Here is a 15357-nt window from a genome sequence, read left to right as displayed (position 1 = left end):
GCCACGATGTCCGAGCGACGCGCCCGCCCCGCCGCGAAGAGCTCCGCCGCCAAGGGTTCCAGGAAGTCCGCCTGGCGCCGTGCCCTGACCCCGCCTGCCGCCCCGCCCCGGGCTCCGGCGACCGACGCCGAACCACCCGCCGCCGAGACGGCCGAGCCGCCGAGCATCGTCCAGGCGGCTCTCTACCGCGACGGCGTGCGCGTCTCCTCCCCCGCGACCCTCGCGGACACCTTCCGCGAACTGCGCGAACAGCCGTCCGGAATGGCCTGGATCGGCCTGGCCCGCCCCACGGAGAGCGAACTCCTCTCCCTGGCCGCGGAGTTCGACCTGCATCCACTGTCAGTCGAGGACGCGATGGAGGCCCACCAGCGGCCGAAGCTGGAGCGCTACGGCGACACGCTCTTCGTGGTGCTCCGAGCGGCCCGCTATCTGGACGCCCCCGAGGAGGTCGACTTCGGCGAGCTGCACGTGTTCGTGGGCCCGGACTTCGTGATCACGGTCCGGCACGGGGCGGCCCCTGACCTCTCGGCGGTCCGTCGCCGCATGGAGGAGGCACCGGAGCTGCTGAGCCTGGGTCCCGAGGCCGTCCTCTACGCCATCCTGGACACGGTGGTCGACGGCTACGCGCCGGTCGTCGAGGGCGTCCAGAACGACATCGACGAGATCGAGACGGAGGTCTTCCGCGGCGACCCGGAGGTCTCCCGCCGTATCTACGAACTCTCCCGCGAAATGGTCGAGTTCCAGCGCGCCACCCGCCCTCTGGTCGGCATGCTGCACGCCTTGATGGCCGGCTTCGCGAAGTACGGCACGGACGAGGAACTGCAACGCTACCTACGGGACGTCGCCGACCACGTCACCCACACCAGCGAACGAGTCGACGGCTTCCGCCAGGCCCTCACCGACATCCTCACGGTCAACGCGACCCTGGTCACCCAGCAACAGAACGCGGAGATGCGGGCGTTGGCGGAGGCGGGGTTCGAACAGAACGAGGAGATCAAGAAGATCTCGAGCTGGGCGGCGATTCTCTTTGCTCCCACGTTGGTCGGAACCATCTACGGCATGAACTTCGAGGACATGCCTGAGTTGGGCTGGCGCTTCGGATACCCCTTCGCGATCGGCCTGATGGGGGTGGTTTGCGTGAGTTTGTACGTGATTTTCAAGCGACGGGACTGGCTCTAGGGTTGAGTACTCCGCCTCACGGAGCTTGCGCGGTTTACTCTCGCACCTTCCAAAAGTGGTGCCCTGACGAGTTCCGGGGAGTCCCTGGGGAGAAGTGATGCGGGTGATCTCCTCGTCCTGCCAGAACCATGCCTCTGACCTGGCTATTTGAGCACTTGTCCGCGCTGGGGAGAATCCGGGGAGAATCGAATGCCACTCCCTACCACCGCCCGACGCGACGAACCCGCCTGGCCTCCCTGTCGCCAGAGTCTGCCGGACCGACTGCCCATGTGACACATCACGGACAGTGACACCAGTGCGCCGCCTCAAGCACATAAGAACGTCACGAGCACCAGCATCAAGAGATCGCCCACAACACCCACACCACACGCAACGCCCACAAACAGAGCTACAGGTCAAAGCCTCTCGACCGGTTCGAGGATCTCGACACGCTCCACGTGGTGCGTCATCGGCAACACGTCGGCCCACTGCTCACGCGCGCGTCACCGTCCGCCTCGACGCTCCGGTCCATCGGGACTCCAACCCCTGAGAAATGGCATGAGTTCCTCACGCGTGGACTCACGGGTGTGCGGCAGTTCTGGAAGCATGCGGCCCGGCAAGATGAGCCAATAGACCGACACCCTTTACATCCTCGGCGGTTGGCGCCGTTTGGACGAGGTCGCGTTCCAGTTCATCCAGCGCCTAGCGAGCCGTTGCCATCTGCTCCAATAGCCGATCCTGCCCTGCCTGGAGACTGCCGGATGCGGCGGCGCTTCTGTTACCTCCTCCTTCTCGATCCCCGGGCCTCGTCGAGGGAGGTGATGAGCACCCATGTGAGAATGTTGTATCTTCCTTCGCCTTCGTCCTGGGCGTCACGCTCGGCGTCGTCGTCCGCCGAACTGTCCCGGCGATGGCGGCCACCCTGGCCACGTCCACTGCGCTCCAGATCGTCATGCCCCTGTGGATCCGACTGCATCTGGCGACGCCGTCCACCGTCACCGTCCCTTTCCGGCCGGGCACGATGGCCAACCTCCGGCTCGACTCCGTCTCCCAGGTCGACATCGGCGGGCCCGACTCCTGGGTCGTCGCGGAAAAGACCCTCAACGCCACGGGCCATCCAGCGGCGCACCTTCCGGAGTCGTACGCCGACTGCGACTCCCCAAGGGCCTGCCTCACCGCCCTCGCGAAGGCCGGCTACCACCAGAGGGTCACCTACCAGCCCGCAGGAAACTTCTGGATCCTCCAGTGGGCCGAGACCGGCGCCTATGCCGCCCTTGTCGCGGTCGTGGGGCCTTCTGCTTCTGGTGGTGCCGTCGCCGAGTGAACTGCCGAAGTGACCTGTCGAGGGCAGCACCGAGGTCCGGTCCACGAGCCGTGGACCTGACCTCAGTGATCAACTGCTCACGTGGCGGCCGGTGCTGGACCCACCAACTCGGACAGGACGTCCTCCATGGTCACGAACCCGAGGACCGTGCCCGTCTCCCCCGTCACCGCGGCCAGGTGGCTGCCGTCGGCGCGCAGGGCGGTGAGGGTGTCGTCCAGTGGGGTGTCGATGCGGACCCGGGTGACCGGATGCAGCGCCTCGCGCGGGAACGGCCGCTCGCGGTCCGCGATCCCGAGGGTGTCCTTGATGTGAAGGTAGCCGAGCAGGGTCCCCTCGCTGCCGGTGACCGGGAAGCGGGAGTAGCCCGCATCGGCGGCCATCCGTTCCAGCCTTGCCGGGGTGACCGTCTCCTCGACGGTTCGCATCTTCTGTGCGGGCACGAGGATCTCACCGACCGGCCGGGTGCCCAGCTCCAGCGCGTCCCGCAGCCGCTCGCCGTCGGCGTGCGACAGGAGCCCCGCCTCACCGGCCTCGACGACCATGCGGGCGAGCTGGTCGTCGGTGAACGCCGACTCGACCTCGTCCTTGGGCTCCACGTGCAGCAGCTTCAGCAGGGTGTTGGCGAAAGCGTTGATGCCGAACACGAACGGCTTCAACGCCCGCGTGAGGGCCACGAGAGGCGGTCCGAGCAGCAGGGCGGTCGGCACGGGGGCGGCGAGCGCGATGTTCTTCGGGACCATCTCGCCGATCAGCATGTGCAGATACGTGGCCAGCGACAGGGCGATGACGAACGCGATCGGGTGGATGAGGCCCTGCGGGATGTGCGCCGCGTGGAAGCCGGGCTCCAGCAGGTGCGCGATGGCCGGCTCGGCGACCGCGCCCAGCACTAGGGAGGAGACGGTGATGCCGAGCTGGGCGGTCGCCAGCATGGCCGAGAGGTGTTCCAGACCCCACAGGGCCATGCGGGCCCGCTTGTTGCCCGCCTGGGCACGCGGCTCGATCTGGCTGCGGCGCACGGAGATCAGGGCGAACTCGCCGCCCACGAAGAACGCGTTGGTCAACAGGGTCAGAGCGCCAATGGTGAGCTGGAGGACGGTCATCGGGGCTCCTCCCCTTCCTGGGCGGGTTCCTGGACCGGCTTCGTGACACGTACGCGGTCGGCACGGTGGTGCTCGATCTCCAGCACGACGAACTGCCAGCCGCCGACATCGACGGTGTCTCCCTTGGCGGGGATGCGCTCAAGGTGAGTGGCGATCAGGCCGGCCACGGTCTCGTAGGGTCCTTCCGGCGCGGCCAGTCCTATGCCGGCGAGTTCGTCCAGGCGGACGCTTCCGTCCGCCTCCCAGACCTCGCGGCCCTCCGGGTCCGGGGAAGCGGACGCGATGCCGGGCGCTTCGACGGGGTCGTGCTCGTCGCGGACCTCGCCCACGACCTCCTCGACGATGTCCTCCACCGTCGCCACTCCTGCCGTGCCGCCGTACTCGTCGATGACGACGGCCATGGTGCGCCGCTCCCGCATCCGCTCCAAAAGCCGGTCCGCCGTCAGCGAGGAGGGGACCAGCAGGGGTGCGGTGGCCAGCTCGGTGACCGGCGTGACAGCCCGCTTCTCGGGCTCCAGGGCGAGCACATCACGGATGTGCACGGTGCCGATGACCTCGTCCAGGCTGTCCCGATAGACCGGGAAGCGGGACAGGCCGGTCGCGTGCGACAGGTTCGCCGCGTCCACGGCCGTCGCGTGCGCCTCCAGCGCCTGGACATCCACCCTGGGCGTCATGACGTTCTCCGCGGTCAGCTCGCCCAGGTGCAGGGTGCGCACGAACAGTTCGGCGGAGTCGGCCTCCAGAGCGCCCTCGGCGGCCGAGCGCCTCGCGAGCGCGACCAGCTCCTCCGGTGTGCGGGCGGAGGCCAGCTCCTCGGCGGGCTCCAGGCCGAAGCGCCGTACGACACGGTTCGCGGTGTTGTTCAGATGCCGGATGAACGGGCCGAAGGCGGCCGTGAAACCGCGCTGCGGACCCGCGACCACCTTGGCGACGGCCAGCGGGCGGGAGATCGCCCAGTTCTTCGGCACCAGTTCGCCCACCACCATCAGCACGACGGTGGAGATGGCGACACCCAGAACGCTGGCCACGGACGAGGCCGCGCCCCCGAGTCCGACGGCTTCCAGCGGGCCTTTCAGCAGGGCTGCCAGGGAGGGTTCGGCGAGCATGCCGATCACCAGCGAGGTGACCGTGATGCCGAGCTGGGCGCCGGAGAGCTGGAGGGTCAGACGACGTACGGCGGCCAGGGCGCCCTCGGCGCCGCGTTCCCCGGCCTCGGCGGCTCGTTCGAGGTCACCGCGCTCGACGGTGGTCAGGGAGAACTCGGCCGCGACGAACACGGCACAGGCCAGGGTGAGGAGGAGGGCCAGCAGGAGGAGCAGGATCTCGGTCACCGGGCCACCCCCACTCCCCGGGGCGGGCAGAAAAGGGCAGAGCTGGTACTGGGAGGCTCACCCATGGCGGGACTGTGGCTCCTTGTCGAAACGCATGTGAACAGTGGGGAGGCAAGCAAGGTCGCTTGTCTCTACACCCACTGTAAAGGAGCCGCAAAGAGCATCACCCAGCCAGTGCGTCGGCACCTCGCTGGTCAGGACGAGAAGCCATTTTCGGCCGTTTCCGCCACACCCGCGCGGACCTCACTCGTCCGCGCTTCCGAGGCACCTATGCTTCTACGCACCTGTAGAAGGCTCGTACGGAAAGGGCCTCAGGGGAAGACACGCACGTTTAAGGAGTGGACGCCACGATGGTGTTCAAACGACTGCTCGGATCGCTCGGCGTGGGCGGGCCCACGGTGGACACGGTCCTCGAGCCGGGCGCCGCCCGCCCCGGCTTCACGCTGACCGGACAGGTCCATCTCAGGGGCGGTGACACCGACTTCGACATCGACCACATCACCCTGGAGCTGGTGGCGCGAGTCGAGGCCGAGCACGAGGACGGCGAGAGCGAGGGCGTCGTCGTCTTCGACCGGTTCACGATCGGCGGCGGCTTCCGGCTCGCGGCGGGAGAGCTGCGCAGCGTTCCGTTCAGCGCGATGCTGCCGTGGGAGACGCCGATCACCGAGCTGTACGGGCAGGGGCTGGGCATCGTGCTCGGCGTGCGGACCGAACTGGCCGTCGCCGGCGCCAAGGACAAGGGCGACCTCGACCAGCTGAACATCGCCCCGCTGCCGGTCCAGGAAGCGATCCTGGAGGCCCTCGGACAGCTCGGCTTCGGCTTCAGGTCGGCCGACCTCGAATACGGCCACATCCGCGGCACCGGCCAGCGACTGCCCTTCTACCAGGAGATCGAGCTCACTCCGGCGCCGCAGTACGCCCACCAGGTCAACGAGATCGAGGTGACCTTCCTGGCAGGACCGGCCGGGATGGAGGTCGTCCTGGAGGCCGACAAGCGCGGCGGCCTCTTCTCCGAGGGACATGACGCTGTCACCCGCTTCACGGTCGGCCACCACGACGTCCGCGACTGGAACACCGAAGTCGACGGCTGGATCCGGCAGTTGGTGGAGCACCGGGCCTCGTACGGTTCGCACGCCGCCCAGGGACACGACCCGTACGGGCACGGCGGCCACTACGGCCACGGTGAGCACCACCACGACGAGGGCCACCGTTCCGCACCCGGCATGGGCACCGCGATCGCCGCGGGCGCGGCCGGCCTGGCCGTCGGCGTGGTCGGCGGGATGGTCGCGGCCGAAGTGGTCGACGAGATCGGGGACTTCTTCGAGGGCGAGGAGGAAGAGGAGGACTGACCGGTCCGGGGCCCGGAGGGCCGGTCGACTGCCGGTCATCCGCTGATCGCGGTCAAGCGGAAGCCGGCCGCGGGCGGGCGACGGCCGGCGACGAGAAACCGTCGGCGCCCGACCCGGGAGCGCAGTTCCGGCCGGACGCCGTCGCACCTCCCGGCTTCAGCCGCCCCTTACCAGTCAGACCGAATCTCGCGAACACACCAGGAACTTATCCGACCCACCGCTAGTTTCTACGTCACTGTAGATATCAAGGGGAGCACGGGCCGCCGACGAGGCGGACCGGCCGCAACCGAACTTATGGAGTTCTCATGGCCCTGTGGGACCGCGTCAAGGAGTCCGCATCGACGATGCAGACCCAGCTGGTGGCGAAGAAGAACGACCTCAAGAGCGGCGCCTTCCGCGACGCGAGCATGGCCATGTGCGCCCTGGTCGCGGCCGCTGACGGCACCGTCGACCCGTCCGAGCGGCAGCGGGTGGCCCAGCTGATCTCGACCAACGAGGTGCTCCAGAACTTCCCCGCCGACGACCTGCGCCGCCGCTTCGAGGAGAACCTGAACAAGCTGACCGCCGATTTCGACTTCGGCAAGGTCAGCGTGCTCCAGGAGATCGCGAAGGCCAAGAAGAAGCCCGCCGAGGCGCGCGCCGTCATTCAGATCGGCATCGTCATCGGCGGCGCCGACGGCGACTTCGACAAGGACGAGCAGGCCGTGGTCCGAGAGGCGTGCTTCGCCCTCGATCTGCCGCCGCACGAGTTCGACCTCTGAACCGACAAATGGAGCACGTGTGCCGGGCAGGACCGTCAGCGAACTGCCCGGCACGCCGCACTCAACGGCCCCCGCCCACTCAAAGAGGAGTGGCGGCATGCAGGATGAAAAGCAGGGTCACGGCGGAGTTCGCGGACGACATCGCGGAGACGGCCGTGCCCGCAGCCGCGCCCCAGGCCGCCGGGCCCATAGCCGTGAACACCGACGGCCAGCTGCGCACCGCGGGCGCCGGACCGAGCAGAGCCGCCACACGGCGCGGCACCGGCCCGGGTGCGGCGAACCCCGCGAGCGTCGCCGTCGGAGCGCCACGATCCACCAGGGCCGCCTTGCCGATCGCACGCGCCACCGTACGACGGCTGCCGACCGCCTGCGCCGCCTCCTCGTCCGCCCACCGCTCCGCCGTGTACGACACGGCTGTCCGCAGCGGCCACAGCAACGGGTTGGCCTGCGAGGCGAGTTGGACGGCGAGGAGGAAGCGGTGGTGCCGGGCGGCCAGATGGGCGCGCTCGTGGGCGAACAGCGCCCGGCGCTCGGCGGGCTCCAGACACTCCAGCAGCGCAGTGGTCACCACCACGCGGTCCCGGCGGCCACCCGGCAGCGCGTACGCGTACGGCGTGGCGTCGGGCAGTACGACCACCCCCGTCTCCGCCAGCCCGGCCAGCGCCCGGTGCGCCCGGCGCCGCATCCGGCCGTGCCGCCACACCATCTGCCCGCATGCCGCCAGCACGGCGAGCAGCGCGGGGATGGCGGCCTTCCCGGCCACCTCGTCGAACGGCACGGCCTCGCGCACTTCCGGGTCGGACCAGCCGTCAGGCAGCGGGTTGCCCGGCAGTTGGGCCGTCCCGACCACCATCACCAGCCCGAGACACACCGTGCTGCACATCGCCATGGCCACCGCCACGCCGGTCAGCAGCCTGGTCGCGGTGCGCGGATGCAGATGCTGCTCCGCCAGACGGGCCACCGGCCACGCCGTCAGCGGCAGGACCAGCGGCAGAAAGACAAACACCCCCATGAGGCTTCAGTCTTCCCCTTCACCCCGCGCACGACCCAGCAATTCCCGCAGCAGCCGCTCGTCGTCCGGCCCGAGGCCGGTGACGAAGCTGGCCAGCACCGCCTCCCGGTCGGCTTCCCCGTCCAGCACCTTGCGCATCCGGTGCGCCGCGAGGCCGGCCTCGTCCGAGGCGGGCGTCCAGGCGAAGGACCGCCCCGCCCGCTCCCGGGTCACCACACCCTTGGCCAGCAGCCGGGTCAGGATCGTGATCACCGTCGTGTAGGCGAGACCGGTACCGAGGCGCTCCTGCACCCAGCCGGCGGTCGCCGGTCCGTCCGCCTCACGCAGCGCCGACAGGACCTGCATCTCCAGCTCACCCTGCCCCCGCCGCCGGGGACTGTGCCGGTGTTGCGTCACACCCTGTCTCCTCTCCGCGCCCGCCTGTTTCCCGACCCGACATCGTATAGACACCCGGCCGGCCGTCTTTCGCACAGGAGTTGCGGCGACACGAAGGCCACCGCTCGACCGACCTCAATTTTCTACAGTGTTGTAGATTTTAACCCGGGATCCGTGATGCGGACCCGAACCGACTGTGTGTGGAGGAATGAACCATGGGTGTTTCCCTGTCCAAGGGTGGCAACGTCTCGCTGAGCAAGGAGGCGCCGGGACTGACCGCCGTCGTGGTCGGCCTGGGCTGGGACGTCCGCACCACCACCGGCGCCGACTTCGACCTCGACGCCTCCGCCCTGCTCCTGAACACCTCGGGCAAGGTCGCCTCGGACCAGCATTTCGTCTTCTACAACAACCTCACCAGCCCGGACGGTTCGGTCGAGCACACCGGCGACAACCTCACCGGTGAGGGCGAGGGCGACGACGAGAGCATCAAGGTGAACCTCGCCGCCGTACCCTCCGAGATCGACCGGATCGCCTTCCCCGTGTCGATCCACGACGCCGAGACCCGCGGGCAGAGCTTCGGACAGATCCGCAACGCCTTCATCCGCGTGGTGAACCAGGCCGGCGGCACCGAACTCGCCCGCTACGACCTGTCCGAGGACGCCTCGACCGAGACCGCGATGGTCTTCGGCGAGCTGTACCGCAACGGCGCCGAGTGGAAGTTCCGCGCGGTCGGCCAGGGCTACGCCTCCGGACTGGCCGGTATCGCCGCGGACTTCGGCGTGAACGTCTGAGACCGCCACCCCGCTCCGCCGGGTCCGCCCTTCCGGACGCGGACCCGGCCCCGGACATGACACCCCACCCAGGAGGCCATGTGACCGCCCCGTTCCGCCTGCGCCCCGGGGACCGGCCGGACTTCGAGGCCGTCCTGCACCTGGCGCTCAACACATCCGACATCCGCACCGCCCTGGCCGCCGACCCCACCGGCCGGACAGCCGCCCTGCTGCGTCTGCGCGCGCTCACGGACGCCGACGAGATCGCGGCCGCGGCGCGGGACGAGTACGACACCTACCTCGCGCTCCACTCTCCAGTCCACGAGAACGACGAGGACCGACCCGCCGACAACAGCCTGCTGCCGGCCCTGGCCCTGCTGACACCAGCCGTGGCCGGTACGTCCGGCGCTGTCCTGCTCATGCTCGGCTACGTACTCCGGCTGACCGACGCACAACGCTCCTTGGCCGACTCACTGATCACTGCGGGCTGGATCCTGGCCCTGATCGCGGCGCGGGGCACGCTCATAGCCTTCGCCGCCCTGCTGACCCATGCGGTACGGCGACAGGGCGGGCCTCGACAGTCCGCCCACCTGAAACAAGCGCGGCTGAACTGGCAGCAGGAGCTGCTGACACAGGGAATGCTGCCTCGCCTGTGTCACTACATGAGCGAGGCCACTTCCCGCTCCGCAGCGCCCGAGTCACACCCACCGACCGGCGACGGTCTCCCCCACACCAGCTAGCAGTCCATCGGCACCACGAACCCGCGAGCGAGAGGCTCCCCCCATGTCGATCAACCTGAACAAGGGCCAGCAGATCAGTCTCCAGAAGGCCGACGGCAGCGCCCTCACCACCGTCCGTATGGGCCTGGGCTGGCAGGCCGCACCCCGCAAGGGATTCCTGGCCAAGCTCACCGGAGGGGGCCAGATCGACCTGGACGCCTCCGCCGTGCTCTTCGCCGGCAGTGAGCCCGCAGACGTCGTCTTCTTCCAGCACCTGGCCAGCGACGACGGCTCGGTACGACACACCGGGGACAACCTCACCGGCGGCGCCGGCACCGGCGGGGACGACGAGTCGATCGTCGTCGACCTGACCCGTGTCCCCGCCCGCGTCGACCAGATCGTATTCACCGTCAACTCGTTCACCGGCCAGACCTTCGCCGAGGTCCAGAACGCCTTCTGCCGTCTGGTCGACGAGACGACGGGCACGGAGCTCGCCCGCTACACCCTCACCGGCGGCGGCCGGCACACCGCGCAGATCATGGCCAAGGTCCGACGCGGCGCCGGCGGCTGGGAGATGAAGGCGATCGGCGAACCCGCCACGGGCCGCACCTTCCAGGACCTGCTGCCCGCGATCAAGCCGTACCTGTAGAACGCGGCACTCTTTATCTTCCTCATACATGGGGCGGAATGGTCTCGGTTCGAACGGGCACTCGCACGCCATCAACGACTGAACCGAGGGGCGGGCAGACCACTCATGGAGATCTCAGGCATCATCAGCGCGATCGTCATCGGCATCGTGATCGGTGTCCTCGGCCGGCTCGTCGTCCCCGGACGTCAGCGCATCGGCATCCTCTGGACGATCGCTATCGGCATCATCGCCGCGTTCATCGGAACCGGCATTGCTGCCGGCCTCGATGTCGCCGACACCAAGGGCGTCGACTGGATCGAGTGGCTCATCCAGATCGCCCTCGCCGCCGTCGGCGTCGCCGCGGTCAGCAAGGTGAAGGTCCGCCACTGACCGCGATCCGGAATCCGTTCCGCCTCCGTCCGGTTCACAGCACCTGACGGAACCCTGGCAGCCGGCGCAGGCCCGCCGCCAGGAGGAAGGACACTGGGACGACGAGCACGCACACGACCGCCCAAGCGCCGGCCGCGGACAATCCGCGGCCGGCCAGGCAGTACTGGACGGTGACCGCCAGCGGCAGGTGGACGATGTACACGGCATAGGAGCAGGCCGCCAGCTCTCCCGCCAGTCGCGTGCGATGCGTCACCGCCTCGCGGAACAGCGTCAGCAACCCGATGCATAGCGCCACGCACAACACGCTCTCGTACGCCGCCCATAGCGCCGACGGCCCGTCGAAGCCGCCGCTCCCGAAGCAGCCGGCGTCCGATCCCACCGCGAACAGCAGTGCCACCCCGGCCAGACCCCCGCTCAGCCACACCCACCCGACTCGGGCGTCGAACCGCCGAAGCCAGTCGTGGCGGTGCGCGAGCACCCCGAGCGTGAAGAACGCCGCGTACTGCGGCACCCGGGCGGGCTCGACCTGGAGGAAGTCCAGGACCGGGACCCACTCGTCCAGCGGGTAGCGCAGCCGTACCAGGAAGGTGGCCACCGAGATCCCGGCCGTCAGCCCCAGCAGCGCTGCGTGCCCTGGAACACGCGCTTCCCGCCGCGGGCCGGGCCGCCGCTTCAGCAGGTGGCACGCCTTGCGGCACAGGACGTAGAGCACGACGTACGCCAGCAGGTTCTGGATGAACCACAGGTGCCCGAACTGGAGGTCCGGCCACGACGGCCCACTCCAGTCCGCGGGCTTGTCGCCCAACCCGAGGTAGACGTCGGTGAAGTAGCGGGGGAAGGAGATCAGCGGATAGCCGCGGTAGTGGACGTAGTAGGTGTACATCAGGCCCGGCACGATCGTCAGCGCGCCCACCACGACCGGGACGCCGAGCCGGACCAGCCGGCCCTTCAGGAACGGCCACGTCCCGCGCCGCTCGTAGGAGTCGGGCACGAAGACCGCCGAGACGAAGAAGAACAGGCTCATGAAGAAGGCCCCGTCGACCGCGGAGAGGGCGGCGAGGGCCGGGGTCCGCGGTTGCCCCTTGACGTACCACCAGTCGGCGGGGCCGTACGCCTGTGCCGCGTGGTGGACGACGACCAGGACGGTCAGGGCGATGCGTAAGTTGTCCAGCCAGCCCCAGCGAAGACGGCCGGTCGGGTGGGTGGTGGGCGGCGGGGCGCCGGAGTCGGTTGTGTACATGCGTTCAGCTTCCTCAACACTTGTACACAACGCACTGGTGCCAGCCCCCGTCTCACTCTCCGGTAAGCCGTAGGAGCCCAGCGCCTTTCGGGCAGCTAGATGTCCTCATGGAATTCTTATCCGTCACCCATGGTGAACCCAGGTGCACGCCACAGTATGGTCAAGTCTTCAACGGGAGGGTCTGGTTCCACTCCGGGGAGACAGGGAGGCACGGCGATGGTTTCACCCGGTACAGAAGTCCGCCGCGTGGCACGCGGAGTGCGACGACGACTGCGAAGACTCTCGGAACCGCCCGTGGCGCAGTCGGCCGGCCGTCTGGTACCCGACCCGGTGTTCGTCATCTCCTCCATACGCTCCGGGTCGACGCTGCTGCGGGTGCTGCTCAACAGCCACCCCCAGATCCGGGCCCCGCACGAGATGCACCTACGCACGCTCTCCGTGGACCTCACCAAGCCGTACACCAAGAAAGCGATGGACGAACTCGGCCTCGACCAGCGGGAGTTGGAGTACCTGCTGTGGGACCGGATCCTGCACCGCGAACTCGTGCTCAGCGGCAAGCAGATCATCGTCGACAAGACACCGGGCAATGCGGGCGTGTGGGAGCGGCTGCACGAGGGCTGGCCGAAAGCCCGCTACCTCTTCTTGCTCCGCCACCCGGCGTCGATGGTCAGCTCGCTGATCAATAACCGTCCGGACCGCGAGTTGCATGCGACCGTGCGCGAGGTGCGCATGTACATCGACGCGGTGGAGGCCGCCCGCAAGGGTCTGGAAGGGCTGACAGTCCGCTACGAAGATCTGACAGAGCAACCCGCCGACGTCACGCGGAAGATCTGCGGGTATCTCGGCGTGCCATGGACACCGAGGATGCTCGAATACCGTAAGGGCGATCACGGGCCCTTCGTACCGTTCATCGGTGACTGGAGCGAGAACATCAAGTCCGGACGGATTCAGAGGGCACGGCCGCTGCCGGCCCCGGAAGAGGTACCCGAGGCGCTGCGCGACATCACCCGCACCTGGGGGTACCGATGTTGAAGGACGTGAAGTGCCGATGCACCTGCGCCGGCGCGACGGTGTGGGTGACAGGGCGGTCGCCGGCCGACCGGCGGGCCGCCGCCTACGCGATGGCCGAGCGGTTGGCTGCCGAAGGACGCCGGGTGCAGGTGCTCGACCGGTTCGACGGCTCGGGTGCTCGCACTGAGCGCACGGGTGTCACGGCTGAGGTGCTGGCCCGCAACGGGATCGTGGCAATCGTTCCGTGCGCCACGGCAGGCGCCGTCACGGTTCGGGCACGCCACGAGGCAAGCGGTACCCGATACGTCGAGATGTCCGTCACCGGGAAAGACGCCCCACAGGAGTCCGCCGCGATGGTGAAGGCGCTGCTCATCGGCGGCGTTGATCACCAACCATGAGCCTGTCAGCTCGCGCTTCCCCCGTCGGCACCGCCCTTCAGGGACCCGAAGAATCCCTGAAGCAAAAGCCGTTGGTTGGCCACGCTCCGGCGTGCCAGTACCTCGGGCGCGAACATCGGCTCGTCCAGGTTGGGCTGCATCACCCGCTCCAGCAGCAGCGGCCCGAGGATCAGGCAAAGCATCTGGAGCGGCGCCCACTCGTCGTCGGACCCCTGCCCGCCGTATGCACCGGACAGCCGTACCACTTCCGCACGCGCACCGGCCAGCAGGCGCCCGAACAGTTCTGAGCTGGCCTCGCTGTCCTCCAGGAGCACGTGCCGCAGGTAGCCGCGCAGCACTGGATCGGCGCCGAAGACGTGTGCCGAGACCTCGCCCAGCGAGGCCATCAGCCCCTTGTCCGGGTCGAGGTCATGCAGTTGCTCGGTGATGCGGTCCAGGACGTATTCGTCAACCGCGGCGCGCAGGCCCTCTTTGGAGCCGAAGTGCCGGGTGACCAAGGCCGGCGAGAGACCGGCCGCGGCCGCCACAGCCCGGGTCGAGGTCGCCTCGAACCCCCGCTCGGCGAACAGCTCCAGCGCCGTCTCGCGCAGCCTGGCCCGCCCCGTCAGATCACTCTTCGCCGGTGTCCGCATGACCGCAGCGTAGCCAGCGACATGACACCGCTCCTCACAGCCATCCGGGACGCCCAGCGGACACCGTCCCGTTGCAGGGCGCCGAGCGCAGCTGGCCGCCGATGATCTGAAGCCGTGACCTGGGCTATCACTTCGCGCGAGCGAAGCCGAACTGGAGGAGTGGGAGCGGCCTGGCTCAGCGAGGAACTCAGTACGTGGGCCTGCTACCTCAGCGACCAGATGAAGTCCATCGAGTCGAACCTAGCGATGGCCGCCCGGCGCCCGCGCTGACAGCTCTGCGCCGCCGGACGCTCGCCGAGAGATCAGGAGTCCAGGGTCCCTGTCCACGCGTCCGCAGCCTCCCCACACGGGCCGGACCCCATTGCCTGATGGGCGAACCCCGCTACCCCTCCGACATGGCCGACGCAGAATGGGCGCTGATCGAGCCGCTGTTGCCCGTCCCAGCCTGCCAGAGACCGAGCGGCGGGCACCCCGAAGCCCACCCACGGCGGGAGATCGTCGACGCCATCCGCTACCTCGTCGACAACGGCATCAAGTGGCGCGCAATGCCCGCGGACTACCCGCCATGGCGGACGATTTATGGCTTTGCCCGGCGCTGGGCCGCCGCTGGGATCATAGAAAAGGCATCTGATCTGCGACAACAGGAGCCTGGTGCTGCTGGTGATTACCGCGGCCAACGTGACTGACCGCGACGCGGCCAAGGAGCTGCTGTTCCGCCTCGCGCTCATGCACCCCGAGATCGCCATCGTCTGGGCCGACTCCGCCTACGCCGGAAAGCTGGTGACCTGGGCCAAGACCTACCTCGGCATCACCATCAAGACCGTCCGCCGCCCGCCGGACGCGAAGGGCTTGTCGTCCTCCCGCGCAGGTGGGTGGTCGAACGCTCCTGGTCGTGAATCATGCGGGCCAGACGGCGCTGCCGGGACCATGAACGGCTCCCCGAGATGAGCGAGTCATTGATCACCTGGGCCGCGATCACGCTGAAGACCAGGCGGCTCACCCGCCGCAAGCCCAGCCCGCCGCCCGCCGCGACGTCACCCCGTACTACCTGGCGCAGGCGGCCTGACAGCCGGTCCCGAGCTCCGACCCGCTCCCGTGCCCTTACATCGGTTCCGGCCGTCCTCACCGTGGCATGTTGACCACGCACCAGACTAGGAGG

At 68.8% G+C, this 15357-nt stretch carries 16 protein-coding genes and 1 pseudogene; 11 read left to right on the top strand and 6 right to left on the bottom strand.

Annotated elements, in window-relative coordinates; all coding sequences use genetic code 11:
- Positions 1-6 precede the first annotated feature (6 nt).
- Both ACIBJB_RS23820 and ACIBJB_RS23815 read left to right on the top strand, forming a co-directional pair.
- A complete protein-coding gene (locus ACIBJB_RS23820; protein WP_398933125.1) occupies positions 7-1179 on the top strand; it encodes a magnesium and cobalt transport protein CorA in 1173 nt (390 codons plus the stop codon).
- 889 nt (positions 1180-2068) lie between these two features.
- Positions 2069-2482 carry a hypothetical protein gene (locus tag ACIBJB_RS23815; protein WP_398933124.1) on the top strand — a complete coding sequence of 138 codons (414 nt, stop codon included), beginning with the start codon at positions 2069-2071 and terminating at the stop codon, positions 2480-2482.
- A gap of 77 nt (positions 2483-2559) precedes the next feature.
- Here the strand turns inward: ACIBJB_RS23815 and ACIBJB_RS23810 are convergent, their stop codons facing one another.
- Positions 2560-3582 (bottom strand): hemolysin family protein, encoded by a 1023-nt coding sequence (locus ACIBJB_RS23810; RefSeq protein ID WP_398933123.1) that lies wholly within the window; start codon positions 3580-3582, stop codon positions 2560-2562.
- The gene (locus tag ACIBJB_RS23805) at positions 3579-4913 is read right to left on the bottom strand and encodes a hemolysin family protein (RefSeq protein WP_398933121.1); all 1335 of its coding nucleotides are present in this window, start codon (positions 4911-4913) and stop codon (positions 3579-3581) included. The genes ACIBJB_RS23810 and ACIBJB_RS23805 overlap by 4 nt, the downstream gene beginning before the upstream one ends.
- A gap of 350 nt (positions 4914-5263) precedes the next feature.
- Here ACIBJB_RS23805 and ACIBJB_RS23800 point away from each other — a divergent pair, with 350 nt between their 5' ends.
- Positions 5264-6262 carry a sporulation protein gene (locus ACIBJB_RS23800; RefSeq protein WP_398933120.1) on the top strand — a complete coding sequence of 333 codons (999 nt, stop codon included), beginning with the start codon at positions 5264-5266 and terminating at the stop codon, positions 6260-6262.
- 305 nt (positions 6263-6567) lie between these two features.
- Positions 6568-7023: a tellurite resistance TerB family protein gene (locus ACIBJB_RS23795; RefSeq protein WP_266567993.1), complete on the top strand. Its 456-nt coding sequence runs from the start codon at positions 6568-6570 to the stop codon at positions 7021-7023.
- A gap of 79 nt (positions 7024-7102) precedes the next feature.
- On the opposite strand, the gene ACIBJB_RS23790 is transcribed toward ACIBJB_RS23795, so the two are convergent.
- Together ACIBJB_RS23790 and ACIBJB_RS23785 are read right to left on the bottom strand one after the other, a co-directional pair.
- On the bottom strand, positions 7103-8035 hold the full coding sequence (locus ACIBJB_RS23790) for a M56 family metallopeptidase (protein WP_398933119.1): 933 nt from the start codon (positions 8033-8035) through the stop codon (positions 7103-7105).
- Between the two features lie 6 nt (positions 8036-8041).
- Positions 8042-8380 carry a BlaI/MecI/CopY family transcriptional regulator gene (locus ACIBJB_RS23785; RefSeq protein WP_398933413.1) on the bottom strand — a complete coding sequence of 113 codons (339 nt, stop codon included), beginning with the start codon at positions 8378-8380 and terminating at the stop codon, positions 8042-8044.
- Positions 8381-8625: 245 nt separating this feature from the next.
- Here ACIBJB_RS23785 and ACIBJB_RS23780 point away from each other — a divergent pair, with 245 nt between their 5' ends.
- From ACIBJB_RS23780 to ACIBJB_RS23765, 4 genes are all read left to right on the top strand, one after another.
- Complete coding sequence (locus ACIBJB_RS23780; RefSeq protein WP_398933118.1) at positions 8626-9201, top strand: TerD family protein; 576 nt, start codon at positions 8626-8628, stop codon at positions 9199-9201.
- Between the two features lie 80 nt (positions 9202-9281).
- A complete protein-coding gene (locus tag ACIBJB_RS23775) occupies positions 9282-9920 on the top strand; it encodes a hypothetical protein (RefSeq protein ID WP_398933117.1) in 639 nt (212 codons plus the stop codon).
- A 43-nt stretch (positions 9921-9963) separates the two neighbouring features.
- Complete coding sequence (locus tag ACIBJB_RS23770) at positions 9964-10548, top strand: TerD family protein (RefSeq protein ID WP_398933116.1); 585 nt, start codon at positions 9964-9966, stop codon at positions 10546-10548.
- A 105-nt stretch (positions 10549-10653) separates the two neighbouring features.
- On the top strand, positions 10654-10917 hold the full coding sequence (locus ACIBJB_RS23765) for a GlsB/YeaQ/YmgE family stress response membrane protein (RefSeq protein ID WP_398933115.1): 264 nt from the start codon (positions 10654-10656) through the stop codon (positions 10915-10917).
- A 34-nt stretch (positions 10918-10951) separates the two neighbouring features.
- Here the strand turns inward: ACIBJB_RS23765 and ACIBJB_RS23760 are convergent, their stop codons facing one another.
- Positions 10952-12157 (bottom strand): acyltransferase, encoded by a 1206-nt coding sequence (locus tag ACIBJB_RS23760; protein ID WP_398933114.1) that lies wholly within the window; start codon positions 12155-12157, stop codon positions 10952-10954.
- 294 nt (positions 12158-12451) lie between these two features.
- Between ACIBJB_RS23760 and ACIBJB_RS23755 the strand changes: the two genes are divergently transcribed.
- Both ACIBJB_RS23755 and ACIBJB_RS23750 read left to right on the top strand, forming a co-directional pair.
- Positions 12452-13189: a sulfotransferase family protein gene (locus ACIBJB_RS23755; protein ID WP_398933112.1), complete on the top strand. Its 738-nt coding sequence runs from the start codon at positions 12452-12454 to the stop codon at positions 13187-13189.
- A complete protein-coding gene (locus tag ACIBJB_RS23750) occupies positions 13183-13566 on the top strand; it encodes a hypothetical protein (RefSeq protein ID WP_398933111.1) in 384 nt (127 codons plus the stop codon). Before ACIBJB_RS23755 ends, ACIBJB_RS23750 begins: the two co-directional genes overlap by 7 nt.
- A 5-nt stretch (positions 13567-13571) precedes the next feature.
- On the opposite strand, the gene ACIBJB_RS23745 is transcribed toward ACIBJB_RS23750, so the two are convergent.
- Positions 13572-14198, bottom strand: a complete 627-nt coding sequence (locus ACIBJB_RS23745) for a TetR/AcrR family transcriptional regulator (RefSeq protein ID WP_398933110.1) — start codon at positions 14196-14198, stop codon at positions 13572-13574.
- Between the two features lie 368 nt (positions 14199-14566).
- Between ACIBJB_RS23745 and ACIBJB_RS23740 the strand changes: the two are divergent.
- Positions 14567-15337: pseudogene (locus ACIBJB_RS23740) on the top strand (transposase).
- Positions 15338-15357 lie beyond the last annotated feature (20 nt).

This window comes from Streptomyces sp. NPDC050759, from assembly GCF_044456945.1.
Taxonomy (GTDB): Bacteria; Actinomycetota; Actinomycetes; order Streptomycetales; family Streptomycetaceae; genus Streptomyces.
Note: the sequence above shows the minus strand (reverse complement) of the source record. Positions and strands in the feature narration are given on the sequence as shown.